The following is a 23617-nucleotide window of genomic DNA, read 5'->3' on the forward strand; positions in this document are numbered from 1 at the left end:
GATCAGTTTGATCGTTCAGCTTGGTCGTTGCGGTCAGAGAAGATCTCTCACGAAGAGATTTTTTGCAGGTATTTTGCTCGCCAGCCCTGCGGTCCAGCCATCAGCTTGCGGAGAATTTCATTTGATGACGAAGGATCAGGGGCGATCTGTTCACATTCCCCTCAAAAGTCTCTGATTTGAAACGCTGAAAGCAACGCATATCTGCTAAGTTCCGCCGATAACTTACGGAGCATGAGGTGATGGGGACACCTCCGAGACTCACGGCTGCAAACGCAGACAAGGGTGATGACGACAAGCCGTCAGCCAAAGTGGGTCAGTCACGGACGAGTGGACGGTTAAGCGCCGATTCGATTGGCTGGTATCTCAGCACGATCGGTCGGGTACCCCTGCTCACGGCGGCGGAAGAAATCGAGCTGGCCCATCATGTCCAAGGTATGAAGGTGCTGCAAGCCCTTCCCCCCGACACCCTCACCCGGCGCCAGCACCATCAGATTCGGATGGGCACGCGCGCCCGCACCCGGATGATGGCCGCCAACTTGCGTCTGGTGGTCAGCGTGGCCAAGAAATATCAGAACCAGGGTCTCGATCTGATGGATCTCGTGCAGGAAGGGGCGATCGGCCTCGAGCGTGCCGTCGATAAGTTCGATCCCGCCATGGGCTACAAATTTTCCACCTACGCCTATTGGTGGATCCGCCAGGGCATGACCCGGGCAATCGACAACAGCGCCCGCACGATCCGCCTGCCGATTCACGTCAGTGAAAAGCTCTCGAAGATGCGGCGGATCACCCGTGAGCTCTCCCATCGTTTCGGGCGCCAACCCAACCGACTCGAAATGGCCCATGCCATGGGCATCGAGCCCAAGGACCTGGAGGATCTGATCACCCAGAGCGCTCCTTGCGCCTCCCTTGATGCCCACGCCCGCGGCGACGAAGACCGCAGCACCCTGGGAGAACTGATTCCGGATCCGGCCAGCAACGAGCCGATGGATTCAATGGATCGCAGCCTCCAGAAGGAGCACTTAGGCGCCTGGCTGTCCCAGCTCAATGAACGGGAACAGAAGATCCTCAAGCTGCGCTTCGGTCTGGAGGGCGCCGAGCCCCTCACCCTCGCGGAGATCGGTCGCACGATCAATGTCTCGCGCGAGCGGGTGCGGCAGCTCGAAGCCAAGGCGATCATGAAGTTGCGGCTGATGAGCAGCTACCAGCAGGCCGCCTGAGGCTGTTGGCCCTGCAGAGCTGGTGGGCTGGCCTGGCTGGCTGGAGCCAGCAGGTGCTTGGTGTGGGAGCCGTGGCCCTTTGGCTTGCTGCCGTGGTCGCTGCGGCCCTCGGCGTGCGCTGGCTCTGGCCGCAGCAACGGGAATGGAGCCGGAAGTTGCTGCACATCGGCACCGGGCCGGTGGTGCTGATCGCCTGGGCCCTGGGAATCGATCGCTGGATCGCCCTGCCTGCCGCGGCCTTGGTCACCCTGATCACGGCCCTCAACCACCGCTTTCGCCTCCTGCCGGCCATTGAGGATGTGGGCCGCGCCAGCTACGGCACGGTGGCCTATGGAGCGGCGATCACCCTGCTGTTCGGCCTCTTCTGGCCCCTCCACGCCGATGCCGTCGCGGCCGGGGTGCTGGTGATGGCCCTCGGTGACGGCCTTGCCGGCCTGCTGGGAGCGGCGATCCCCTCCTGGAGCTGGAGGGTCTGGGGGCAGCGCAAATCGCTGCTAGGCACAACCACGATGGCGTTGGTCGGATTGGCCGTGTTGCTGGCCCTGCGGGCCGCCATCGACCTGGGGAGCGCGGAGCTACCCACCGCCAGCCTGGCGGGGATCGCTGTAGTGGCGACACTGCTGGAGCAGGTCGCCGTCCTCGGGCTCGACAATCTGAGCGTGCCGGTGATCACCGGCCTGCTCTGGGCCTGGCTGGCGGCTCAGGCCTGAAGCATGCGTTCACAGCGGTTCTGCCAATCGTCGTGGGTGCCGAGGCCGGCCACCAGCAGGCGATCGGCTGGCTCCTGACGCAGACGCCACTGCCATTGGCGGATCACCTCGGCCCGCTCCATCCAGACATTGAGCACCGTGCTCTCGATCCCCTCGGCGTCCCAGCCCCGCCGCTGGCAGGAGGCCTGGGCCCAGCCGAGCAGGTCGTCGAGCTGGAAGGGACGGAAGCCGGCAAACACCGGACCGGATTGTGGCGTTGCGGCGGCACTCTGCTCGAGATAAAAGATCTGCAGTGGCTCTGAGAGTCCACAGAATTGAAGGAGATAGGCCATCGTCCAATCACCCAGCGAAAGGATGGGCGAAACTTAAGCAATCCCCAGCAAAGAGCTGTTCAGCCAGAACGTTTTGTTGCAGTCAAACTAAACCTGGCAATCACAACTCGCGAGTGCCAAAAAGAGTTCAGACCGGGGCCAGCGAGGCCGCCTGCAACTCCGCCACCGCCTCGGCCAGCTCCTTGAGCAGCGCCTGGGTGGTAGCCAGATCAATGCAGGCATCGGTGATGCTCTGGCCGTAGGTGAGCGTGGAGCGGTCCGAAGCGATCGCCTGGTTGCCGGCCACCAGATGGCTTTCGAGCATCAGCCCCATCACCGGCGAGGAGCCCTGGCGCACCTGCTGGGCCACCTGGCGTAGCACCTCAGCCTGGAGCCGGTAATCCTTGTTGGAGTTGCCATGGCTGCAATCCACCATCAACCGAGGCGGCAGGCCGGCTTTGGCCAGGCTGGAGGCAGCGGCGGCCACGGCCTCACCGTGATAGTTGCTGCCGCCTTTGCCGCCGCGCAACACCAGGTGGCCGTCAGGGTTGCCGGTGGTGGAAACGATGGCGGCATGGCCCAGCTGACTGATGCCAAGGAAATGATGGGGGCGGGCAGCCGCTTCCATGGCGTTGATCGCTGTGAGCACGCTGCCATCGGTGCCGTTCTTGAAGCCGATCGGCATCGACAGTCCCGAGGCCATCTCCCGGTGGGTCTGGCTTTCGGTGGTGCGGGCACCGATGGCCGTCCAGCTGATCAGATCGGCGATGTATTGGGGCACCACCGGATCAAGAAGTTCTGTGGCCGCCGGCAGACCCAGCTCAGCGAGGTGCAGCAGCAGGCCACGGGCCAGGCGCAGACCGGTGTTGATGTCGTAGCTGTGATCCAGGTGCGGATCGTTGATCAGCCCCTTCCAGCCCACGGTGGTGCGCGGCTTCTCGAAGTAAACGCGCATCACCACCTCGAGCTGCTGGTGATGGAGCCGCTGGGTTTCGGCGATCGCGGCCGCGTACTCGCGGGCGGCGCCTAAGTCATGGACCGAGCAGGGGCCGACGATCACCAGCAGCCGTGGATCGCGGCCATGCAGGATCGCCTTGATCCGCTCCCGCGCCCCTGAAACGGTGGCGGCGGCTCCGGGCGAAAGGGGCAGTTCACGGTGCAGGACAGCGGGAGCGACCAGCGGCCGGGTCTCGACCACATGCAGGTCAGAGGTGGGGTTCATGCCGGTCGCGCTCGAGAACCGTGGACGGATCATCCAGCCTAAACAGTCAGAACACCCCCGTATTGGCAGCGATGACGACCACCTCTGTCAAAACGGGGGCGAGAATGGGGCCTCCTAACATTGGATTGGAATGCAGGCCGTCACCTCTGCCCCCTTCGACCTTCTGGCCAGCTACCGCCAGGAGGCGGCGGAGCGCGAGGCCCAAGGTGTCCTGCCCCTGCCGCTCACGGCCGCCCAGACCCAGGCCCTGACGGCCCTGCTGGAGCAACCCCCCGCCGGCGAGGACGCCGTGCTGCTCGATCTGCTCAGCGAGAGGATTCCACCGGGGGTGGATGAGGCGGCGTATGTCAAGGCCACCTGGCTGAACGCCGTCGCCCGGGGCGAGGCCGTCAGCCCGCTGCTGAGCCCGATCGAGGCCACCCGCCTGCTGGCCACCATGATCGGCGGCTACAACGTCAGTGCCCTGGTCGGCCTGCTGAGCCACGCCGATGCCGCCATCGCCGCCGAGGCGGCCACGGGCCTGAGCCGCACCCTGCTCGTCTACGACGCCTTCCACGACGTACTTGAGCTCGCCGCCAGCAACCCCTGGGCGAAGCAGGTGGTGGAGAGCTGGGCCGCGGCCGAGTGGTTCACCGCCAGGCCCGGGCTGCCCGAAGCCATCAGCGTCACCGTGTTCAAGGTGGAGGGCGAGACCAACACCGACGACCTCTCCCCGGCCACCCACGCCACCACCCGCCCCGACATCCCGCTGCACGCCATGGCGATGCTGGAGACCCGCATGCCCGGCGGCCTCAAGCTGATCGAGCAGCTCAAGGCCAAGGGCCATCCCGTCGCCTACGTGGGCGATGTGGTCGGCACCGGCAGCTCGCGCAAATCAGCGATCAACTCGGTGCTCTGGCACACCGGTACCGACATCCCCCATGTGCCCAACAAGCGTGGGGGGGGCGTGATCCTGGGCGGAAAGATCGCCCCGATCTTTTTCAACACCGCCGAGGATTCCGGCGCCCTGCCGATCGAATGCGATGTCTCGGCGCTGAACTCGGGCGATGTGATCACGATCCGCCCCCACGTCGGCACGATCGAGCGGGCCGAAGGCGAGGCCAACGCCGGTGAGGTGGTGGCCCGTTTTGAGCTCAAGCCCAGCACCATCGCCGATGAGGTGCGCGCCGGCGGCCGCATCCCCCTGCTGATCGGCCGTTCACTCACCGACAAGGTGCGAACCCAGCTGGGCCGGCCGCCCTCGGAGTTGTTCATTCGCCCGTCGGCGCCGGCTGAAACGGGCAAAGGCTTCACCCTGGCCCAGAAAATGGTGGGCCAGGCCTGCGGCCTGAGCGGCGTGCGGCCCGGCACCAGCTGTGAGCCACTGATGACCACCGTGGGCAGCCAGGACACCACCGGGCCGATGACCCGCGATGAGATGAAGGAGCTGGCCTGCCTCGGTTTCTCCGCTGATCTGGTGCTGCAGAGCTTCTGCCACACCGCCGCCTACCCCAAGCCGGTGGATCTGAAAACCCACGCCGAACTGCCCGATTTCATCAGCTCCCGCGGCGGCGTCGCCCTGCGCCCCGGCGACGGCATCATCCACAGCTGGCTGAACCGCATGCTCCTGCCCGACACCGTCGGCACCGGCGGCGACAGCCACACCCGCTTCCCGCTCGGCATCTCCTTCCCGGCCGGTTCTGGCCTGGTGGCCTTTGCCGCCGCCATCGGCGCCATGCCGCTTGACATGCCGGAATCGGTGTTGGTGCGGTTCACCGGCTCGCTCCAGCCCGGCGTCACCCTGCGCGATGTGGTGAATGCGATCCCCTATGTGGCGATCCAGAAGGGGCTGCTCACCGTGGCCAAAGCCGGCAAGGTCAACGTCTTCTCCGGCCGGATCATGGAGATCGAGGGCCTGCCCGATCTCAAGCTGGAGCAGGCGTTTGAGCTCACCGACGCCACCGCCGAGCGCTCCTGCGCGGGGTGCACGATCAAGCTCTCCGAGGCCACGGTGGCGGAGTATCTCAGCAGCAACGTGGCCCTGCTCAAGAACATGATCGCCCGCGGTTACGACGACGCCCGCACGATGGCGCGGCGGCTGCGGGCGATGGAGGCCTGGCTGGCCGATCCCCAGCTGATGGCCGCCGATGCCGACGCCGAGTACGCCGAAGTGATCGAGATCAACCTCGATGACCTCACCGAGCCGGTGCTGGCCTGCCCCAACGATCCCGACAACGTCAAGCTGCTCTCGGAGGTGGCCGGTGCAGCGATCGATGAGGTGTTCATCGGCTCCTGTATGACCAACATCGGCCACTACCGGGCCGCCGCCACCGTGCTCAAGGGGGCCGGCAGCAGCCAGGCCAGGCTCTGGGTCTGCCCGCCCACCCGCATGGACGACGAGATGCTGCGGGCGGAGGGCTACACGGCGATCTTCGAGGCCGGCGGCGCCCGCATGGAACTGCCCGGCTGTTCGCTCTGCATGGGCAACCAGGCCCGCGTCGACGACAACACCACCGTGTTCTCGACCAGCACCCGCAACTTCAACAACCGCCTCGGCAACGGCGCCCAGGTGTACCTGGGCAGCGCCGAACTGGCCGCCGTCTGCGCCCTGCTGGGCCACATCCCCACCCCGGCCGAATACCTGGAGATCGCGGCCGCCAAGATCGATCCGCTGGCGGCCGATCTCTACCGCTACCTCAATTTCGATCAGATCGAGGGCTTCGGTGACGAGGGCCGGGTGCTGAGCAGCGCCGAGCAGGCCAACGTGCTGGCGGAGGTCTGAGGGGAGGCGCGGGCCCCTGATGCACGCCAAAGCCAGCGGCCGGACCAAACCTGAGCAGCAACGGCTTCAGACCGTCACGATCCGGCGGCTGCTCGAGAACAAGTGGCTGGCCGTGGTCCTGGCCCTGATGCTCACCGGTCTGGGTGCCGCCACCGCCGGCTTGTTCCTCAAACTCGGCCTCGACAACCTCGGCCGGGCCCGGCTGCAGTTGCTTGAGCTTGGACCTTCCCTGCTGCTGCTGCCGGCAATCGGCGGCGCTGGCGGCTTGATCGGCGGTTTGCTGGTGCAGACCCTGGCCCCGGCAGCCCAGGGTTCCGGCATCCCCCAGGTGATCCAGTACCTGCGCCGGCAGCCGATTCCGATGGGGCTGCAGGTGGGCGTGGTCAAGTTGATCGCCAGCATCGTGGCGATCGGCAGCGGCTTCCCCCTTGGCCCTTCAGGCCCCTCGATTCAGATGGGCAGCTCGATGGGCTGGCAGGTGGCGCGCTGGATCAAGGCGCCCAGTTCCTTCCTGCGCATGATCGTGGCCGCCGGTGGCGGCGCCGGCATTGCCGCTGTCTTCAATGCCCCGATCGCCGGCTTTTTCTACACGATCGAGGAACTGCTCAAAGGAGCCCGCCCGGTGGTGATGCTGCTGGTGCTGGTCACCACCTTCTGGGCCGACACCTGGGCCGACCTGCTGGGCCTGGCCGGACTGGGACCGACGGCCAGCGGCTGGAATCCAGGCGGCAGCCTGGAGCTGGAGCGCCAGGTGTTGCCGTTCATCCAGGTGCTGCCGATCGATCTGGTGGTGCTGTTCGGCTTCGGAGGCCTGGTGGCCTTCGCCGCCGAGGCCTATTGCCGCTTCGTGGTGGTGCTGCAACGGCTACGCCGCCAATGGCAGGTGCCACTGGCGGCGGGCATGGCCTGCACCGGCGTGCTGATCGGACTGGTCGACGCGCTGCTGCCGACTGACTTCATCAACCGCGCCGGCATCCGCCAGGTGGTGGTGGAAGGCGACGTGGACATTTCCCGTGCCCTGGCGATCTTTGTGGTGCTGTTCTTCAGCACCGGTCTGGCCGCCGCCGCCGGTACCCCCGGCGGACTGTTCGCGCCGATGCTGACGCTGGGCGGTGCCCTTGGCCTGGCCGCCGCCGGTCTGATCGAGCAGTGGGGCGGTCAGGCCCCCAGCACCGTGGTGTTTGCCGGCATGGGGGCCTTCATGGCGGCCTGCGCGCGCACACCGATGACGGCCATGTTCCTCACCTTCGCCCTCACCAAGGATCTGTTGATCCTCAAACCGTTGATGGTGGCCTGCCTGGGCAGCTTTCTGATGGCCCGGGTGTTTCACAAGCATTCGATCTTCGAACGCCTGATTTCCCTGGGACCTCCCTGGCGCGAACCTCCACCCTCCAGCGGGACCATTGGCACAAAGGAACTCACCCTTCCCTCAGTGCCGCTGCCGCCCAGAAAGCTCTGATGGGGCGTGGCTTGTTGAGCGTCGCCAGCCATGGGGCTCGCAGCTGAGTGGAAAGGCCGGGACGGCCTGCGCGGAACGATCTGTGTTGATCATGACCAATTCCAAAGAAGAGCGAACCCGCTGGGTGAATCCCACAGGGATCGGTAGGTTGCTCTGGACACAAGATTGCCTTCCTTATGACTGCATGGCCTCGGCTTCTCGGCACCTACACCGTCCTCCTCGCCGCCGCCGGCTCTCTGGCCCTTGGCGGCTGCAGCGGCACCAAGGAGTCCATGAAACAGGCTGGTGACAAGATGGGTGATGCAGGCCAGACGGCCGCCAGCGGGGCCGCACAGACGGCCCTGGCCCCCGCCGTCAATCCAGTCATCGACATGCTCCAGGAAGGACGCAGCGAAGTGGAGGCTGGCAATCTGGACAAAGCCAGCGCCACGATGGCCGGCTTCAAGCCGCTCTGGGAGAAGGCTTCACCGGTGATCAAGCCCCTGGCTGGCGACAAGTTCCCCGCCATCGAAAACGCCGCCAACACCCTGATCAGCACCTTCAGCGGTGGGCAGCCGGACGCCGGGCCTGCCTCCGCTGCGATCAGTGGATTGCTCGGACCGCTCTCCTCCCTGATGGGCAGCTAGCCCGATGGGGTGACACGCTGGAAGGCCGACCCTTTTCGGCTAACCCCTGAACCAGGAGATCCTGCTATTCGAGCCGGCCCAACCGGCCGCCGATGCGCTCAAGGCGGTGCTGGCCTTCCCCAGCACCTACACCGTCGGGATCACCAGCCTGGGCTACCAGGTGGTCTGGGCAGCCCTGGCCAGCCGGGGTGATCTCGACGTGCGGCGTTTGTTCACCGACCAGGGCGATCCGGCTCACCGCCACTGCGATCTGTTCGGGCTGTCGTTGAGCTGGGAGCTTGATGCCCCGGTGCTGCTCGATTTTCTCGAGCGTCAGCACATCCCGCTCTGGAGCAGCGAGCGCGGCGAGCGCGATCCGCTCGTGTTCGGGGGCGGGCCGGTGCTGACCGCCAACCCCGAGCCGCTCGCGCCCTTTTTCGATGTGCTGCTGCTCGGGGACGGCGAGCTGCTGCTGCCCGCCTTCATCGATGCCGTCCAGGCCCACCGGGGAGCGCCCCGGGCCGAGCGACTGCGAGCCCTGGCGGCGGTGCCGGGCGTCTATGTGCCGGCGCTCTATGCCCCCCGCTACAGCAGCGACGGCCAGCTGCTGGGCGTCGAGCCGATCGGCAGCGGCATCCCGGCCCGGGTGGCCAAGCAGACCTGGCGAGGCAACACCCTCAGCCACTCGATGGTGATCACGCCGGAAGCGGCCTGGCCCTCGATCCACATGGTGGAAGTGGTTCGCAGCTGCCCGGAGCTCTGCCGCTTCTGCCTGGCCAGCTACCTCACCCTGCCGTTCCGCACCCCCAGCCTTGATGACGGCCTGATCCCGGCGGTGGAGAAGGGCTTAGTCGCCACCCAGCGCCTGGGGCTGCTGGGAGCGTCCGTCACCCAGCACCCCCAGTTCGCCGACCTGCTGAGCTGGCTCGATGGCGACCGCTTCGAGGACACCCGGGTGAGCGTCAGCTCGGTGCGCGCCGCCACGGTGACCCCCCAGCTGGGGCGGATCCTGGCGCGGCGGGGCAGCAAATCGCTGACGATCGCGATCGAAAGCGGCAGCGAGCGCCTGCGGCGGGTGGTCAACAAAAAGCTGGAGAGCGAGGAGATCTTCGCGGCCGCCCGCTACGCCAAAGAAGGCGGATTGAGCGGCCTGAAGCTCTATGGCATGGCCGGTTTGCCCAGCGAAACCAACGACGACATCGAGGCCACCACCGCCCTGTTGATCGCGCTCAAGGGCGCCACCCCAGGTCTGCGCCTGTCGCTGGGGGTGAGCAGCTTCGTGCCCAAGGCCCACACCCCCTTCCAGTGGGAGGGGGTGCGGCCGGAGGCAGAGAAACGGCTGAAGCTGCTGGCCAAGCGGCTCCAACCCAAAGGCATCGCGCTCCGCCCCGAGAGCTATGGCTGGAGCGTCATCCAGGCGCTGCTCTCGCGCAGCGATCGCCGTCTGGCGGCCGTGATTGCTGCGGTGCGTGGCAACAACAACACCCTGGGGGGCTGGAAGAAGGCCTATCGCGCCGTGGCCGCCGAAACGCCAGCGCCCGGATCAGCCCCTCTGCCCGCCTGGCAGGAGGTGATCCACGCCAGCTGGAGCCCCGATCGGGTTCTCCCCTGGGACCATCTCGACGCCCCCCTGCCGAAAGCCACCCTGGCCGGCCATCACCGCGACGCCCTCGCCATTGGCCTCACCGCTGCGCCGGCTGTGATGGCTGCAGAAGGGTCGCCCTGATCCCCGCCATCAGAATCCAGCCCACCACATTGATCCTGCTGTCGTAGAGCGGCATGTCGGTGGCATGGAGCGCGACCAGCACCAACGCCGCCGCCCACCAGGCCCGCTCGAAAACCGCTCCGGTGGCCATGCCCCGCTGGGCGGAGCGGATCAGCAACCAGGCCACCAGCCCGACCAGCAGCAGCGCCACCGGCAGGCCATGGCTCAGGGCCAGATCAATCGGCAGGTTGTGGGGATGGCCATGCCAGAAGCCTGTGCGCAGCGGGTAGATCACGCTGAACGCGGCCGCACCCCAGCCCAGCCAGGGGCGCTCCGCCACCAGCTGGAGCGCCACACCCCACTGGCTCAGCCGGGTGATCGCCAGGGGGCGCTCGCTTGCGAAGGTGAGATCGCTCAACCGGCCCCAGATGCCATCGGGCACCAGGCTCCGGGCCGGTTGCTGGATGGCTGCTGGCACACCGGAAAGGCTGGCCAAGCCCACAGGAATCAGCAGTAGCAACAAAAGGGGCAGCAGCCACAGCCAGTTGGCTGGACCGGCCACGATCGGCAACACCAGCACCAGGGCCCCCCAGGCATTGCGCGAATCGGTGAGCGCCAGGGCTGCCACCAGGGAGCTGGCCACGGCCAGGGCCGCCAGACGGCGCGGCCACACCTGGCGGGGCTGCATCAGGGCCGCCAGGGCGAATGGCCAGGCCAGGGCCAGCCAGGCCGCGGCGATATTGGCGTAATCGAACAGGCCCGCCAGCCGACCCGTGGGGTTGCCGCCTGCCTTGAGGTGCCAGATGATCAGGCCACCGAGGCTTTGGAAGGGTCCGCTCCAGCCCCAGAAGAGCTGGCCCAGGCCGGTGAGGATCACCGGCACCGTGCCAGCCAGTATCCAGAGCGCCACCCGGCGGCGGGCCTGCGCTTCGCCCAGGTAGGGCTGAAATCCCCAGAAGGCCCAGAAGAATGGGAGCCAGTTGCCCAGGCCCACCCAGGCCAGCCAGCCGCTGCTGGCCGTGAAGCCGCCCAGCAGCATCAGGGCCGCCAGCAAGAGCAGCACCGCGTTGACCCGGTCGGCCAGGAACGGCTGGCGCCCGCGGCCGCCGAGCACCAGGGCGATCAGCAGCAGCGGACCACCGAGCAGGGCGCTGCTGGCAAGCAGGAACATCCCGAGCTGAAAGCACCTCCAGCCGAGTGGCGAGGCCGCCTCGGGCCTGGTGCTGTCGAGACGACGCAGAACAGCACCAGGGTCAGGCCGCGCCATCGCTTAGGAGAACACCGCCGTGCGGCCTCCGTACACCATCACCTGGCGGCGCAGGTGAACCCGAAGGGCGCGGGCCAGGGCCAGCCGTTCGCTGTCGCGGCCCTTGCGGATCAGATCCTCCACCTCATCGCGGTGACTCACCGCCACGGTGGCCTGCTCAATGATCGGCCCGGCATCGAGTTCCTCGGTCACGTAGTGGGCCGTCGCTCCGATCAGCTTGACGCCGCGCTGCCAGGCCCGTTGGTAGGGCTGGGCCCCTTGGAAGGCCGGCAGGAAGGAATGGTGGATGTTGATCACCGGTGGGCAGCCGGCCAGGAAGGTGGGACTGAGCACCTGCATGTACTTGGCGAGCACCACCAGCTCGATGCCCTCCTCGGCCAGCAGGGCCAACTGGGCCGCTTCGCCCTCCTCCCGGCTGGCCGCAGAGATCGGCCGATGGGCGAAGCGAGCACCGAACGTCTCCGCCAAAGGCCTGAGGTCGGGATGGTTGGAGACCACCAGCGGCACCTGCATCGGCAGTTCACCGGCCTTGGTGCGCCAGAGCAGATCCACCAGGCAGTGGTCCTGCTTGCCCACAAAGATCGCCACCCGGGGCAGGGAATCAGAGAAGTGGAGCTGGCCTTCGCCGCCGAGTCGCTCGGCCAGGGCCAGCGCGGCTGGGGCGATCGCGTCGCGGGGCAAGCCGAAACCCTCAAGCTGCCATTCGATGCGGCTGAGGAAGAGACCGGCCCCAGCATCGGTGTGGTGATCGGCATGGCGGATGTTGCCGCCATTGGCGGCCACCCAACCGGAGAGCGCACTGACCAGACCTGGCCGGTCCGGGCAGATCAACTGGAGGATCGCCGTTGGGGTGCTCATCGCCGCATCGGCTCGCCAAAGCGGCATTGTGCCCGCCCGGAGCCGGCCTAAAGTCCCGCCGACCGTCTCAGACGCCATGGCTGCCCTGTTGAAGCGAATCGCCCTTCTCTGTCTGGCCGTGGTGCTCTCGTTCGGCCTCACCGCCTGCGGCGGCGCCCAGGCCAAAGCCCCCACGATCAGCGCCGAGGATCTGGCGACGATCCAGCGCCAGGCCGAAGGTTTCCTTGCCGCCAAAGACCGGCTGCCCGAGCTGGCCGAGCTGGTGAACGAACGCAACTGGGTGTTCACCCGCAACTTGATCCACGGACCGATGCAGGAAGTGGGGCGCCAGATGCTCTACATCAACCAACGCCTGCTGCCCGCCGACCGCCCCGAGGCCAACAAGTTGGCCGCCAGACTCAAGGGCGCCCTGGCTGAACTCGACGAGTCGGCCCGCCTCCAGGACGGCGAGCGTTTGCGCAAGGCCTACATCAAGGTGGCCAGCGGCTTCGGCAACTACGGCGAAGTGCTGCACGCCGACGGCATCTCCTGAGCGAGTCGGGCCATCGGTTGGCATGGTGATCGGCAACCGTCGCGACCGTGACCGCGTGCTGGTCATCGGCGCCGGCATCGTCGGCCTGGCCAGCAGTTGGAGGCTGCAGCGCCTTGGCTATGCCGTGACACTCGTGGACCCGGCAGCAGCCGGGCCCCAGCCCGCAGGCAGCGGCAGCAGTGCCGCCCTCGGGGTGTTCATGGGCGATGTCTTCCATCGCGCCAGCGGGCGGGCCTGGCGATTGCGTCAGCAATCCCTTGATCTCTGGCGCCGCTGGTCGGCGGATCTGGCAGCCCAGGGCCTGCCCCTGTCGTTCCAGGCCGGCCTGTTGCTGCTGGCCGCAACAGCCGAGCAGGAGGTCCGCCTGCAACGGTTGGCGCACGAACGCCAGCAGGCAGGCCTGCCCCTCGAACTCTGGTCCAAGCAGCAGCTGCGGCGCCTGACACCATCGCTGCCTGCTGGCGCCTTGTGCGGCCTGTTCTCCCCCCGGGACGGCCAGCTGGATCCGCTTGAAGCCATGCGGGCCTTCCGCAGCGATGGCCAACGCGCAGGCCTGGAACTGCGCCATGGGGCCGTGGTCCGCCTGGGGCGCCTCGCCGGCGCTGACTGGCAGGTGGAGCTGGAAGGCGGTGAAACCCTTGAAGCCAGCTGGGTGGTGCTGGCCAGCGGGCTTTCAACCCCGGCACTGCTGGAGCCCCTGGGGCATGAACGCCCCCTGGAGGCGGTGCTCGGCCAGGCGGTGGAGCTGCAGCTCCCGGCTGGCGCCCCGGCCTTCGCGCACTGGCCGGGGGCGGTGGTGTGGCAAGGGGTGAACCTGATCCCTAGGCCGGATGGAAGGCTGTGGCTGGGGGCCACGTTGGAGCCGGGACAAGTCGCCGATCCCCAGAGCCTGGAACCACTGCTTCAGCTCGGTGGTCAAGCGCCCGCCTGGCTGCGTGAGGCCGAACTGGTGAGCCGCTGGCAAGGGCTTCGCGCCAGGCCCATCGGCAGACCGGCGCCCCTGCTCGAGGTGCTCGAGCAGGGGCTGGTGTTGGCCTGCGGGCACTACCGCAACGGCATCCTGCTGGCGCCGGCCAGCGCCCAGTGGGTCACTGACCAGATCGAGGCCGGGATCACTTGCTCTCGGTGAACTCGGCGTCGATCACATCCTCAGCCGCGCCGGCACTGCCGGCCGAGCTGCCGTTGTCGCCCGTCCCGTTGGCTGCGGCTCCATCGGCGGCGGCACCCGCCTGCTGGTACACCGAGGCACCGGCGGCATAGAGGGCCTGCTGGAGTTGTTCCAACACGGTTTTGATCGTGGGGTAATCCTCCTGGGCAATCGCCTCCTTGAGCTGGGTGGAGTAGCCTTCCACCTTGCCCTTGTCTTCAGCGCTCACCTTGTCGCCGAGCTCGCCGAGCTGCTTCTCGGCCTGGTACACCAGGGTTTCGGCCTGGTTCTTGAGGTCGATGCGCTCGCGCTTCTCCTTGTCGGCGCTGGCATTGGCCTCAGCATCTTTCACCATCTTCTCCACCTCGTTCTCGCCGAGGGTGGAGGCGCCGGTGATCGAGATGCTCTGCTCCTTGCCGCTGCCCTTGTCCTTGGCGGTGACGCTGAGGATGCCGTTGGCGTCGATGTCGAAGGTGACTTCGATCTGGGGCACGCCGCGGGGGGAAGGCGGAATGCCATCGAGGCGGAAGGTGCCGAGACTCTTGTTGTCAGAAGCCAGCTCACGCTCGCCCTGGAGCACGTGAATCTCCACATTGGTCTGGCCATCCACAGCCGTGGAGTAGGTCTCCGATTTCTTGGTGGGGATCGTGGTGTTGCGGGTGATCATCTTGGTCATCACGCCACCGAGGGTTTCAACACCCAAGGAGAGCGGCGTGACATCCAGCAAGAGGATGTCCTTGACCTCACCGGCCAGCACACCGCCCTGAATGGCGGCGCCAACCGCCACCACTTCGTCGGGGTTCACGGTTTGATTCGGGCCTTTGCCGGTGATCCGCTTCACCAGTTCGAGCACGGCGGGGATGCGGGTGGAGCCGCCCACCATCACCACTTCATCAAGCTCGCTGGTGGAGAGCTTGGCGTCCTTGAGGGCCTGCTCCACCGGCACGCGGCAGCGATCGATCAGCTTGGAGGCCAGTTCCTCGAACTTGGCCCGCGTCAGGGTGAGATCGAGATGCTTGGGGCCTTCCGGCGTGGCCGTGATGAACGGCAGATTGATCTCGCTCTGGGTGGCGCTGGAGAGTTCGATCTTGGCCTTCTCGGCTGCCTCGGTGAGACGCTGCAGGGCCTGCTTGTCCTGGCGCAGGTCGATGCCTTCGTTGCTCTTGAAGGTGGCAGCCAGGTGATCGACGATCACCTTGTCGAAGTCATCGCCGCCCAGATGGGTGTCGCCGCTGGTGGAGAGCACCTCGAATACGCCATCGCCCACCTCCAGCACCGAGACGTCGAAGGTGCCGCCGCCGAGGTCGAAGACCAGGATGCGCTCGTTGCTCTTGCGATCGAGGCCATAGGCCAGAGCGGCCGCCGTGGGCTCGTTGATGATCCGCAGCACTTCGAGGCCGGCAATTTTGCCGGCGTCCTTGGTGGCCTGACGCTGGGAGTCGTTGAAATAGGCGGGGACGGTGATCACCGCCTGGGTGACAGTTTCACCGAGGTACTTACCGGCGTCTTCGGCGAGCTTGCGCAGCACTTCTGCTGATACTTCCTCAGGCGCGAACTGTTTGCTCAGCACCGGGCACTTCACCTTCACGTTGGAGCCGGCCTTCTCGACGCCGTAGCTCACTTCTTTGGATTCCTCGTTCACCTCATCCACCCGGCGGCCGATGAACCGTTTCACCGAATAGAAGGTGTTCTCCGGGTTCATCACCGCCTGGCGCTTGGCGATCTGACCCACCAGCTTGTCCTGGTTCTTGGTGTACGCGACCACCGACGGGGTGGTGCGAAAGCCTTCGGCGTTGGCAATCACCGTGGGCTTGCCGCCCTCCATCACCGCCACGCAGCTGTTCGTGGTGCCGAGATCAATGCCTACAACTTTGCCCATGGGTGCTTCCCCGCTTGGATCGAATGAGTTCCTTCCGTTGCATCCTCATCAGCAGAGGCCATCTGAGGCGAGGGGTGGTTTCCGAACCGCTGCCGTACCGTGCCGCCCATTGATCGCGGCAGAGTCGCGGCAGAGCGCCAGGATTCATGCCCGTTTCGATTTCAGGCCAGACAGCCCTGGTGGGGCTTCTCGGCGATCCGGTGGCTCACTCACTTTCGCCGGCCATGCACAACGCAGCCCTCGCTGAGCTGGGCCTGAACTGGCGCTACCTGGCCTTTCCGGTGGCCGCAGCGGAGCTGGGCACGGCCCTGCGGGGTCTTGAGGCCCTGGGCTGCCGTGGTCTGAACGTGACCCTGCCGCACAAACAGGCGGCGGCGGCGGCCGCGGCCGAGCTCACACCGCTGGCCGAGCGACTGGGCGCGGCGAACACCCTGGTGCGCCGCGCCGAAGGGGGCTGGCTCGGGGCCAACACCGATGTGGAGGGCTTTTTGGCCCCCCTGGGCGACCTGCCGAGCGGAGCCAGGGCGCTGGTGCTGGGCTGCGGCGGCAGTGCCCGGGCGGTGGTGGCGGGTCTGGTGGAGCGGAATCTGGAGGTGATCGAGCTGGCCGCCCGCGACCCCCAACGGCGCGCAGCCTTCCTCTCAAGCTGCCAGGCCTGGGCCCCCCAACTGCGCGGCCTTAATTGGACCAGCGAGCTGCTGCTGCCGGCCCTTGCCGCAGCCGATCTGGTCGTGAACACCACCCCGGTGGGCATGGCGGCTGACGCCTGCCCGCTGGCTCCAGCGGAGCTGGAGGCCTTGCGCCCCGAGACCCTTGTCTACGACTTGATCTACACGCCGCGGCCGAGTCGCCTGCTGCGGGAAGCCCGCGAGCGTGGCTGCCAAAGTCTGGACGGCCTGGAGATGCTGGTGCAGCAGGGAGCCGCAGCGCTACGGCTCTGGTTGGCCGCCGCCGGCGACGAAACCACCGTTCCGGTGGCAGCGATGCGGCAGGCCGCCCTCAACCAGCTCGGGCACGACCCCTAACCTTGGAAGACGCGGTCTGCCTCAATGCAAATTCCCCCCTGGCAACGCCTGCTGGCGCTGCTGGCCTACCTGTTGCCGTGGAGCGACGGCGTGATGTTCGGCGAATCGCTGTTCACGCTCTTCCCGGCCCTGCAGTGGACGGTCTTGCCGGCCCTGCCGTTGCTCAGCCTGCAGCGGCTGGTGCCGTTCGGCGGCTTCCTGCTGTTCCTGGCCCTGTTCCTGGGGGTGGTGCGCAACCAGCGCGTCCCTTACTTCATCCGCTTCAACGTCCTGCAGGCGATCCTGCTGGACATCGTGCTGATCCTGCTGTCCCTGGCATTCCGGCTGCTGCTGGCTCCGCTCGGCGGCAGTTTCGCCCTGCGCACGCTCAGCAACACCGTCTTCTTCGGCACCCTGCTGCTGGTGCTGTTCGCCGTGGTCCAGTGCGTACGCGGCAAGGAGCCCGATATCCCGACCGTGTCCGAGGCGGTGCGGATCCAGCTGTACTGAGGCGTCTGGACTGACGGGGTACGGTGCCGCGTTACGGTATCGAGTCCGTCGCTGGCAGCCGCAGGGCCGCTGGCCTCACTCGAGCCCGTCACGGAGGTTTCAGCCCGTCATGTCGCAGCAGCCCTACTACGAAACGATGTACATCCTTCGCCCGGACATCGCGGAGGAAGAAGTCGAAGGCCATGTCAACAAGTACCGCGATCTGGTCACCGAGGCCGGCGCCGAAGTGCTCGACACCCAGATGCGTGGCAAGCGCCGTCTGGCCTACACGATCGCCAAGCACCGCGAAGGCATCTACGTGCAGCTGAACCACAGCGGCGATGGCCAGCAGGTGGCGGCCCTGGAGCGGGCCATGCGGCTGAGCGAGGATGTGATTCGCTATCTCACCGTCAAGCAGGACGGCCCCCTGCCCGCCCCCCGCGGTGCCGGCGGCGAAGCGGTCAGCGCTGAAGCCTGAGCTAGCCACAACACCTCCACCATTTCTGGTCAAAAAGCCAGGCATCCCCCAACTGGATGCCTGGCTTTGGTTTTGAGATGGTTCGTCTGATCAGCGGCTCTTGAAGATGAGCTGTTCTTGGCCAGCGTGACTCCGCTGATTGGCCCTAGCGGCGCAAGCTGGCGGCCCAGAGCCGGGCCGGCAGCCCCCAGATATAGATGAATCCTTCGGAGGCGCGGTGATCAAAACGATCGTCGCCGCCATAGGTGGCCATGGTGGGCACGTAGAGGCTGTCCAAAGCTGAACTCCTGCCGATCACGGTGGCATTGCCCTTGTGCAGCCGGATCCGCACCGTGCCGTTCACCGTGGCCTGGGTGGCATCGAGGAAGCCATCGAGGGCCGCCTTGAGCGGGCCGAACCAGAGGCCCTGATACACCAGATCCGCCCAGCTGGACTCGATCTGGCGCTTGTAGCGCTGCACATCGGCCGCCAGGGTGAGGCTTTCGAGTTCCTGGTGAGCGCGAATCAACAGCAACAGGCCGGGAGTTTCATAGATCTCCCTCGACTTGATGCCCACCACCCGGTTCTCGATGATGTCCAGCCGACCGAAGCCGTGGCTGCCAGCCAGGTCATTGGCGCGCCGGACCAGGCTGACCGGATCGAGCATCTCGCCATTGAGGCTGACGGGATTGCCCTGCACGAAGCCGATCTCCACCACCTCGGGCTCTTCGGGGGCCGCCGCGATCGAGCGGGTCATGGCAAACACCTCCTCGGGTGGCTCCACCTGCGGATCCTCGAGGGGGCCGGCTTCAACACTGCGCCCGAGCAGGTTGAGGTCGATCGAATAGGGATTGGCCTTGCTCACCGGTGCCGGCATCCCGAAGCGCTCGCCGTAGGCGATCGTTTCCTCCCGGCTCATACCCCACTCCCGCGCCGGGGTGAGCACCTTGAGCTCGGGCGCCAGGCAGGCGATCGCCACGTCGAAGCGGACCTGGTCGTTGCCCTTGCCGGTGCAGCCGTGGGCGACGGCATCGGCGCCCACCAGGCGAGCCACCGCCACCAGCTCCCGGGCGATCAGCGGCCGGGCCAGGGCTGTGGAGAGGGGATAGCGACCCTCATAGAGGGCGTTGGCGCGAATGGCGGGGAAGGCGAACTCCGTGATGAACGGCTCAATCAGATCCCCCACCAGCGATTGGCTGGCGCCGGCTTCGAGGGCCTTGAGACGGATCGGTTCGAGCTCATCGCCCTGGCCCAGATCGGCGGCGAAGGTGATCACCTCCTCGACACCCCACTCCTCGCGCAGATAGGGAATGCAGACGCTGGTATCGACCCCACCCGAGTAGGCCAACACCACCTTGCGGGCACGCCCGACCCCTTGCCCCGCCAACTCCTCTCCCATCCGCTCAGTCCTGCTCGTGAATGCCGTTGGAGGATTGTCCCCTGTCGCCGTTCAAGTTGCCGTCGAAATGGCGCCAGCGCGTGGCCAGCCACAGGGCCAGCAGGCCAGGAGGCCCCAGCACCAGGGCCCAGACCAGTTGCGGCTGAATCGCCAACGGCTCGGGCCAGCGTTCACCGCCGCGCACCAGCAGGGCGGCGAGCAGAAGGGCGGCCCCCCAGGTGATCAGCAGCTGGAAGGCTTTGGGCCAGGTCACAGAGGAAGATCAGCAGCATGACCTATCGTGATGGATTGGCGTGTTGCCCGCTTCGCAGGCTTGCTGCGCCCCCAAGGCCGTCCATGAGCACACTCGACAGCATCAATCCTTCCCTTACCCGCTACCGCAGGGATGAGCCCGCCCCGGTGCTGCCCCTGCGCGATGAGCCCGACCTGCTCAGCTGGCTGGAGACCAGCGGCCGCCTGGTGGCCGATGAAGAGGCCGCCGCTCCCGATGTGAGCACGGTGGAAGAGGAGGAACTTTCAGCTCTGATGGGCGAGAAAGAGGAATACAACGCCGCCGACGAGCAGACCGAGGAGAACTGGGAAGACTGAGCCCTGTGCCATTGACCCAGACCACACAGGCCCCCTCAACCCTGCCCTTGCCTGACCGTGAACAGGTGGCTTGGCGCTGGCTGGCCCTGCTTGTTCTTGGCGTCTGCTTGCTGACGGACGCACTGAGTCGCGCACCCCAGCTGACACCGCCCCTGCTGGTGGCGGGCTTGGTCAGCTGGGGTCTCGGCCGCTGGGGGGTGCCGAATCTGCGGGCCCTCAAGCTCGGCCAGGTGATCCGCCAGGAAGGGCCCCAGGCCCATCACAGCAAGGCCGGCACTCCCACGATGGGGGGCCTGCTGGTCGTACCGGTTGGGGTGATTGTCGGCAGTTTGGTCGCCCCGAGCGATCCACGCCTGCCAGCGGTGGCCGCGATCACCCTGGCCTTCATGGCCATCGGCGGCTTCGACGACTGGCGCAGCCTGACCCGCCGCACCAACACCGGCCTGAGCCCCCGCGGCAAACTGCTGCTTCAGGCCCTTGCTGCCGCGCTCTTTCTGTTGGTGGCAGCCTGGAACGACTGGATTTCCCGCAGTGTGGGCTTGCCGTTCGGCCTCGCCCTGTCGCTCGGCTTGCTGATCCTGCCGCTCGGCCTGTTCGTGTTTCTGGCCGAAAGCAACGCCACCAACCTCACTGACGGGCTCGATGGGCTGGCGGCAGGCTGCGGGGCCGTGGTGTTCGCTGGCTTCGGGGTGCAGTTGATGCTGCGGGGCCATCTGGGCGATCCGGCCCTGGCCGGGTTCTGTGCCGCCATGGCCGGCACCTGGCTGGGTTTCCTGGCCCATAACCGCCATCCGGCCAGGATGTTCATGGGTGACACTGGCTCCCTGGCGATGGGGGCGGCCCTGAGCGCCGTGGCCCTGCTCAGCGACAGCCTCTGGCCCTTGCTGCTGATGGGCGGCGTGTTCGTGGCCGAATCTCTCTCGGTGATCCTGCAGGTGTGGGTGTTCAAGGCCACCAAGGGGGCCGATGGTCAGGGCCGCCGCCTGTTGCGGATGGCCCCACTCCACCACCACTTCGAGCTGGCCGGTCACTCCGAGCAACGGGTGGTGGTGGGATTTTGGATGATCAGCTTGCTGCTGGTGGCCATCGGCCTGCTGCTGCTTCCCTGATTCGGGTGGCTGCTGGTGCCAGCTGGGGCCAAGCTGATGGCATGGCTTCAAGTTGGTGTTATGGCTTATTTCACCTGGAAAGAAAAGGGGCTGACGGCCGATTGCGCCAGCCTCGCGGCGATGGCTTCACGGTTTGAGGAGGCTGCGGCCCTGATGCGCCGCATGGCCGACGAAGGCTTCGAGTTGGAACGCCACAGCGATGGTCAGCACATCACCCACCCCGACGACCAGGTGTTCGAGGCCTACGGCTTCATCAGTGAGGAGACGCCCGTGCGCCAGCTCGACCTGATTGCGGACCTCCCGTCCGGCCGCGAAGACTGATCCGACCCTTGCATCCGAACAAAACAGCTCAGGAGCGGCGCAGCAGGCCCAGTCCCCAGACGAGCACGAAGGCGAGGGAGGAAATCCCCAGATAGATCAACACCCCCCGCTGCAGGCCCGCCACATCCCAGCCAAACGGCAGGCCGTTGGCCACATCGCCGGCCGTCGAGAAGGCCAGAACGGCCTGGGAGGAGATCAACACGGCGGGCCGTTGCAGCGGAGTGGGTCGCCGAGCACTTCTAGCAGGCCCGTCAGGCAGCAGGATCGGAGCCTCCGCAACCCGCGCGCCATGCCCATGCCCGCCACCTCCTTTCCCCGCACCCTGATGCTGCTGGGCAGCGGTGAACTGGGCAAGGAGGTGGCCATCGCCGCCCAGCGCCTGGGTTGCCGCGTGATCGCCGTCGACCGCTACCCCGGCGCCCCGGCCATGCAGGTGGCCGATGCCGCCGAGGTGATCGCCATGACCGATCCCGAAGCGCTCAAGGCCGTGGTGCGCCGCCACCGGCCCGATCTGCTGATTCCCGAGATTGAGGCCCTGGCCGTCGATGCCCTGGCGGAACTTGAAGCGGAAGGGTTCACCGTGATCCCCACCGCCCGGGCCACGGCGGTGACGATGAACCGCGACCGGATCCGCGACCTGGCCGCCGGCAGCCTCGGCCTGCGCACCGCCCGCTTCGCCTATGCCGGCAGTGCCGCCGATCTGGCTGAGGCCGCCGCGCCCCTGGGCTGGCCGGTGGTGGTCAAGCCGGTGATGAGCTCCTCGGGCAAGGGCCAGAGCGTGGTGGAGGGGCCTGAGGGAATCACAGCCGCCTGGGAGGCCGCCCTGGCCGGCGCCCGCGGCGCAGGGGCGCGGGTGATCGTCGAGGAGTTTTTGCGTTTCGAGCAGGAGATCACCCTGTTGACCGTGAAGCAGTGGGATGGGCCCACCCTGTTCTGCCCGCCGATCGGCCACCTCCAGGAGCGGGGCGACTACCAGTGCAGCTGGCAGCCGGCGGACCTGGGTGCCAGCGCCCTGGCCACGGCCGAAGCGATGGCCCGCCGCGTCACCGACCACCTGGGTGGGGCCGGACTGTTTGGCGTTGAGTTTTTCCTCTGCGGCCCACGCGGCCAGGAGGAGGTGGTGTTCTCGGAACTCTCGCCGCGGCCACACGACACCGGCCTGGTCACCCTCAGGGGCCAGAACCTCAGCGAGTTCGACCTGCACCTGCGGGCTGTGCTGGGGCTGCCGATCCCCGCCATCCACTCCCGCGGCGCGGCCGCCAGCCGGGTCATCCTGGCCACAGGCAACCTCGCCAGCGTCGCCTATGAGGGCGTTGCTGCGGCCCTGGCCGAGCCTGACACCCAGGTGCTGCTGTTCGGCAAACCGGAGGCTCGGCCCCAGCGACGGATGGGCGTGGTGGTGGCCGGTGGCGAAGATCTGGCCGAAGCCAGAGGGCGCGCCGATCGGGCCGCCAGCAAGGTCAACGTGGTCGCCGGAAGCCCAACAGAGCTGGCCTGACCGGGGATTGGGTTTTAAGCTGCGCCCAACAGGACACTTCATGGCCCAGGCCCAACCGCGTCGTCGCTCCAACCCTCCCGGCACCGTGTCCCACTTGGACCGGCGAAGCGGGAGCCAGCCCCCCGCCCCACCCGAGCTGCCGGCTGGCGGCCCAGAGAAGCCCCGACTCTCCCGTCGCGCCCTGCTGATCGGCTTCGGTTGCGGGCTTGCTTTCGGCTACGCCCTGGCCGGCCCGTTGCCGGGCCTGCTCGGCGGCGCCTTGGCCAATCTGCAGCGCTCCACCCCGGCCTTGACCTCGCTGGTCAACCCTCTCAGCCTGGATAATCGCCGCATCCTGGTGCTGGGCACCGATCAGATCAGCGGCAGCACCGATGTGATGTTCACCGTTGAGGTTCTCGACGGTGTCACCCAGATCACCCAGGTTCCGCGGGACACCTTCATCGAGTCTGAATCGTTCGGTGTGATCAAGGCCAACGCCCTCTATGCGGTGGGCGGGGTGAACGTGGCCAAACAGGAGGTCTCGAGCCTGCTCACGACAGACATCGATCGCTACTTGATCGTCAATCTCGACGCGGTCGAGAAGCTGGCTGAAGCCCTCGGTGGCGTCGAAATCGATGTTCCCAAGAGCATGTATTACGTCGACAGTCGCCAGGATCTCTACATCGATCTCTACCCGGGTCCCCAATTGCTCAAGGGCCGGGACCTGGAAGGCTTCCTGCGCTATCGCAACGACGAGCAAGGCGACCTGGGCCGCATGGAACGCCAGCAGATGGTGTTGCGCGAGGCCTTCAAGAAACTGGTTCAACCCTCCACCATTGCCAGGCTGCCGTCGTTGCTGGCCATCGCCGACGAGGACATCACGACCGACCTGTCGCCGGTGGAGCTGGCCAGGCTGCTCTCCGTGATGGGCAACAGCAAGCTGAGCAGCCAACGCCTGAACGGCAGGCTGTTCTGGCACGGCGACCTGAGCTACTGGATGCCCGATATCAACACCCGCTATGCCGGCCAGGACAGCGCCGATCCTGAGTACTAGCCGCGAGGGTTCAGCCCCCAGCCAGCCCGCAGCACAGGGATAGGGA

The 23617-nt window shown here is 66.8% G+C and carries 24 protein-coding genes; 16 read left to right on the forward strand and 8 right to left on the reverse strand.

Annotation, left to right across the window (positions count from 1 at the left end):
- Positions 1 to 239 precede the first annotated feature (239 nt).
- Positions 240 to 1217 carry an RpoD/SigA family RNA polymerase sigma factor gene (locus BM449_RS06770; RefSeq protein WP_071800600.1) on the forward strand — a complete coding sequence of 326 codons (978 nt, stop codon included), beginning with the start codon at positions 240 to 242 and terminating at the stop codon, positions 1215 to 1217.
- Positions 1218 to 1228: 11 nt separating this feature from the next.
- A complete protein-coding gene (locus BM449_RS06775; protein WP_233831288.1) occupies positions 1229 to 1927 on the forward strand; it encodes a dolichol kinase in 699 nt (232 codons plus the stop codon).
- On the opposite strand, the gene BM449_RS06780 is transcribed toward BM449_RS06775, so the two are convergent.
- Positions 1918 to 2259: a hypothetical protein gene (locus tag BM449_RS06780; RefSeq protein WP_071800601.1), complete on the reverse strand. Its 342-nt coding sequence runs from the start codon at positions 2257 to 2259 to the stop codon at positions 1918 to 1920. The two genes, BM449_RS06775 and BM449_RS06780, sit on opposite strands and share 10 nt — an antisense overlap.
- A gap of 127 nt (positions 2260 to 2386) precedes the next feature.
- A complete protein-coding gene (locus BM449_RS06785) occupies positions 2387 to 3460 on the reverse strand; it encodes a 3-deoxy-7-phosphoheptulonate synthase (protein WP_071800602.1) in 1074 nt (357 codons plus the stop codon).
- Positions 3461 to 3590: 130 nt separating this feature from the next.
- Here BM449_RS06785 and acnB point away from each other — a divergent pair, with 130 nt between their 5' ends.
- The 4 genes from acnB to BM449_RS06805 all read left to right on the forward strand — a co-directional run bounded on the left by acnB (position 3591) and on the right by BM449_RS06805 (position 10011).
- Positions 3591 to 6221, forward strand: coding sequence for a bifunctional aconitate hydratase 2/2-methylisocitrate dehydratase (gene acnB, locus BM449_RS06790; protein WP_071800603.1), 2631 nt, complete (start codon positions 3591 to 3593; stop codon positions 6219 to 6221).
- 19 nt (positions 6222 to 6240) lie between these two features.
- Positions 6241 to 7680, forward strand: a complete 1440-nt coding sequence (locus BM449_RS06795; protein WP_162922853.1) for a ClC family H(+)/Cl(-) exchange transporter — start codon at positions 6241 to 6243, stop codon at positions 7678 to 7680.
- 176 nt (positions 7681 to 7856) lie between these two features.
- A complete protein-coding gene (locus BM449_RS06800) occupies positions 7857 to 8306 on the forward strand; it encodes a hypothetical protein (RefSeq protein WP_071800604.1) in 450 nt (149 codons plus the stop codon).
- A 106-nt stretch (positions 8307 to 8412) separates the two neighbouring features.
- A complete protein-coding gene (locus BM449_RS06805; RefSeq protein ID WP_071800605.1) occupies positions 8413 to 10011 on the forward strand; it encodes a radical SAM protein in 1599 nt (532 codons plus the stop codon).
- On the opposite strand, the gene BM449_RS06810 is transcribed toward BM449_RS06805, so the two are convergent.
- Both BM449_RS06810 and purU read right to left on the reverse strand, forming a co-directional pair.
- Complete coding sequence (locus tag BM449_RS06810) at positions 9968 to 11257, reverse strand: O-antigen ligase family protein (protein ID WP_071800606.1); 1290 nt, start codon at positions 11255 to 11257, stop codon at positions 9968 to 9970. The two genes, BM449_RS06805 and BM449_RS06810, sit on opposite strands and share 44 nt — an antisense overlap.
- A gap of 3 nt (positions 11258 to 11260) precedes the next feature.
- Positions 11261 to 12115 (reverse strand): formyltetrahydrofolate deformylase, encoded by an 855-nt coding sequence (purU, locus tag BM449_RS06815; RefSeq protein WP_071800607.1) that lies wholly within the window; start codon positions 12113 to 12115, stop codon positions 11261 to 11263.
- Between the two features lie 76 nt (positions 12116 to 12191).
- Here purU and psbQ point away from each other — a divergent pair, with 76 nt between their 5' ends.
- Both psbQ and BM449_RS06825 read left to right on the forward strand, forming a co-directional pair.
- The gene (gene psbQ, locus BM449_RS06820; RefSeq protein ID WP_071800608.1) at positions 12192 to 12647 is read left to right on the forward strand and encodes a photosystem II protein PsbQ; all 456 of its coding nucleotides are present in this window, start codon (positions 12192 to 12194) and stop codon (positions 12645 to 12647) included.
- A 22-nt stretch (positions 12648 to 12669) separates the two neighbouring features.
- Positions 12670 to 13776: an FAD-dependent oxidoreductase gene (locus tag BM449_RS06825; protein WP_071800609.1), complete on the forward strand. Its 1107-nt coding sequence runs from the start codon at positions 12670 to 12672 to the stop codon at positions 13774 to 13776.
- Here BM449_RS06825 and dnaK read toward each other — a convergent pair.
- Entirely contained in the window at positions 13760 to 15673 is a 1914-nt protein-coding gene (dnaK, locus tag BM449_RS06830; RefSeq protein ID WP_071800610.1) for a molecular chaperone DnaK, read from the reverse strand. The genes BM449_RS06825 and dnaK overlap by 17 nt on opposite strands.
- A 146-nt stretch (positions 15674 to 15819) precedes the next feature.
- Between dnaK and BM449_RS06835 the strand changes: the two genes are divergently transcribed.
- The 3 genes from BM449_RS06835 (at position 15820) to rpsF (ending at position 17644) form a co-directional block, all read left to right on the forward strand.
- Positions 15820 to 16698, forward strand: a complete 879-nt coding sequence (locus BM449_RS06835; RefSeq protein ID WP_071800611.1) for a shikimate dehydrogenase — start codon at positions 15820 to 15822, stop codon at positions 16696 to 16698.
- A gap of 24 nt (positions 16699 to 16722) precedes the next feature.
- Positions 16723 to 17187, forward strand: coding sequence for a Tic20 family protein (locus BM449_RS06840; RefSeq protein WP_071800612.1), 465 nt, complete (start codon positions 16723 to 16725; stop codon positions 17185 to 17187).
- Positions 17188 to 17296: 109 nt separating this feature from the next.
- Complete coding sequence (gene rpsF, locus BM449_RS06845) at positions 17297 to 17644, forward strand: 30S ribosomal protein S6 (RefSeq protein ID WP_071800613.1); 348 nt, start codon at positions 17297 to 17299, stop codon at positions 17642 to 17644.
- A gap of 145 nt (positions 17645 to 17789) precedes the next feature.
- Here the strand turns inward: rpsF and BM449_RS06850 are convergent, their stop codons facing one another.
- Complete coding sequence (locus tag BM449_RS06850) at positions 17790 to 19022, reverse strand: argininosuccinate synthase (protein WP_071800614.1); 1233 nt, start codon at positions 19020 to 19022, stop codon at positions 17790 to 17792.
- Positions 19023 to 19026: 4 nt separating this feature from the next.
- Positions 19027 to 19275 carry a hypothetical protein gene (locus BM449_RS06855; protein WP_071800615.1) on the reverse strand — a complete coding sequence of 83 codons (249 nt, stop codon included), beginning with the start codon at positions 19273 to 19275 and terminating at the stop codon, positions 19027 to 19029.
- 83 nt (positions 19276 to 19358) lie between these two features.
- Between BM449_RS06855 and BM449_RS06860 the strand changes: the two genes are divergently transcribed.
- From BM449_RS06860 to BM449_RS06870, 3 genes are all read left to right on the forward strand, one after another.
- Positions 19359 to 19610 (forward strand): DUF3134 domain-containing protein, encoded by a 252-nt coding sequence (locus BM449_RS06860; RefSeq protein WP_071800616.1) that lies wholly within the window; start codon positions 19359 to 19361, stop codon positions 19608 to 19610.
- Positions 19611 to 19690: 80 nt separating this feature from the next.
- Positions 19691 to 20719 (forward strand): phospho-N-acetylmuramoyl-pentapeptide-transferase, encoded by a 1029-nt coding sequence (gene mraY, locus BM449_RS06865; RefSeq protein WP_233831290.1) that lies wholly within the window; start codon positions 19691 to 19693, stop codon positions 20717 to 20719.
- A 60-nt stretch (positions 20720 to 20779) separates the two neighbouring features.
- The gene (locus BM449_RS06870) at positions 20780 to 21040 is read left to right on the forward strand and encodes a hypothetical protein (RefSeq protein WP_071800617.1); all 261 of its coding nucleotides are present in this window, start codon (positions 20780 to 20782) and stop codon (positions 21038 to 21040) included.
- A gap of 28 nt (positions 21041 to 21068) precedes the next feature.
- Here BM449_RS06870 and BM449_RS06875 read toward each other — a convergent pair whose 3' ends face one another.
- A complete protein-coding gene (locus BM449_RS06875; RefSeq protein WP_233831189.1) occupies positions 21069 to 21242 on the reverse strand; it encodes a cytochrome B6 in 174 nt (57 codons plus the stop codon).
- 93 nt (positions 21243 to 21335) lie between these two features.
- On the opposite strand from BM449_RS06875, the gene purT reads away from it, so the two are divergent.
- Positions 21336 to 22538: a formate-dependent phosphoribosylglycinamide formyltransferase gene (gene purT / locus BM449_RS06880; RefSeq protein WP_071802057.1), complete on the forward strand. Its 1203-nt coding sequence runs from the start codon at positions 21336 to 21338 to the stop codon at positions 22536 to 22538.
- 40 nt (positions 22539 to 22578) lie between these two features.
- On the forward strand, positions 22579 to 23571 hold the full coding sequence (locus BM449_RS06885) for an LCP family protein (protein ID WP_071800618.1): 993 nt from the start codon (positions 22579 to 22581) through the stop codon (positions 23569 to 23571).
- The last annotated feature ends 46 nt before the right edge of the window (positions 23572 to 23617 follow it).

The sequence above is a fragment of the Synechococcus sp. SynAce01 genome (assembly GCF_001885215.1).
Taxonomy (GTDB): domain Bacteria; phylum Cyanobacteriota; class Cyanobacteriia; order PCC-6307; family Cyanobiaceae; genus Regnicoccus; species Regnicoccus frigidus.

What these genes read in the sequence shown, in the direction of transcription:
- BM449_RS06860 (WP_071800616.1), top strand. Translation starts at nt 19,359, where the DNA reads ATGAGCACACTCGACAGCATCAATCCTTCCCTTACCCGCTACCGCAGG.
- BM449_RS06825 (WP_071800609.1), top strand. Translation starts at nt 12,670, where the DNA reads ATGGTGATCGGCAACCGTCGCGACCGTGACCGCGTGCTGGTCATCGGC.
- BM449_RS06835 (WP_071800611.1), top strand. Translation starts at nt 15,820, where the DNA reads ATGCCCGTTTCGATTTCAGGCCAGACAGCCCTGGTGGGGCTTCTCGGC.
- BM449_RS06800 (WP_071800604.1), top strand. Translation starts at nt 7,857, where the DNA reads ATGACTGCATGGCCTCGGCTTCTCGGCACCTACACCGTCCTCCTCGCC.
- BM449_RS06785 (WP_071800602.1), bottom strand. Translation starts at nt 3,460, where the DNA reads ATGAACCCCACCTCTGACCTGCATGTGGTCGAGACCCGGCCGCTGGTC.
- BM449_RS06795 (WP_162922853.1), top strand. Translation starts at nt 6,241, where the DNA reads ATGCACGCCAAAGCCAGCGGCCGGACCAAACCTGAGCAGCAACGGCTT.
- BM449_RS06780 (WP_071800601.1), bottom strand. Translation starts at nt 2,259, where the DNA reads ATGGCCTATCTCCTTCAATTCTGTGGACTCTCAGAGCCACTGCAGATC.
- purT (WP_071802057.1), top strand. Translation starts at nt 21,336, where the DNA reads ATGCCCGCCACCTCCTTTCCCCGCACCCTGATGCTGCTGGGCAGCGGT.
- BM449_RS06850 (WP_071800614.1), bottom strand. Translation starts at nt 19,022, where the DNA reads ATGGGAGAGGAGTTGGCGGGGCAAGGGGTCGGGCGTGCCCGCAAGGTG.
- psbQ (WP_071800608.1), top strand. Translation starts at nt 12,192, where the DNA reads ATGGCTGCCCTGTTGAAGCGAATCGCCCTTCTCTGTCTGGCCGTGGTG.
- BM449_RS06885 (WP_071800618.1), top strand. Translation starts at nt 22,579, where the DNA reads ATGGCCCAGGCCCAACCGCGTCGTCGCTCCAACCCTCCCGGCACCGTG.
- purU (WP_071800607.1), bottom strand. Translation starts at nt 12,115, where the DNA reads ATGAGCACCCCAACGGCGATCCTCCAGTTGATCTGCCCGGACCGGCCA.
- dnaK (WP_071800610.1), bottom strand. Translation starts at nt 15,673, where the DNA reads ATGGGCAAAGTTGTAGGCATTGATCTCGGCACCACGAACAGCTGCGTG.
- rpsF (WP_071800613.1), top strand. Translation starts at nt 17,297, where the DNA reads ATGTCGCAGCAGCCCTACTACGAAACGATGTACATCCTTCGCCCGGAC.
- acnB (WP_071800603.1), top strand. Translation starts at nt 3,591, where the DNA reads ATGCAGGCCGTCACCTCTGCCCCCTTCGACCTTCTGGCCAGCTACCGC.
- BM449_RS06870 (WP_071800617.1), top strand. Translation starts at nt 20,780, where the DNA reads ATGGCTTATTTCACCTGGAAAGAAAAGGGGCTGACGGCCGATTGCGCC.
- BM449_RS06840 (WP_071800612.1), top strand. Translation starts at nt 16,723, where the DNA reads ATGCAAATTCCCCCCTGGCAACGCCTGCTGGCGCTGCTGGCCTACCTG.
- BM449_RS06770 (WP_071800600.1), top strand. Translation starts at nt 240, where the DNA reads ATGGGGACACCTCCGAGACTCACGGCTGCAAACGCAGACAAGGGTGAT.
- BM449_RS06810 (WP_071800606.1), bottom strand. Translation starts at nt 11,257, where the DNA reads ATGGCGCGGCCTGACCCTGGTGCTGTTCTGCGTCGTCTCGACAGCACC.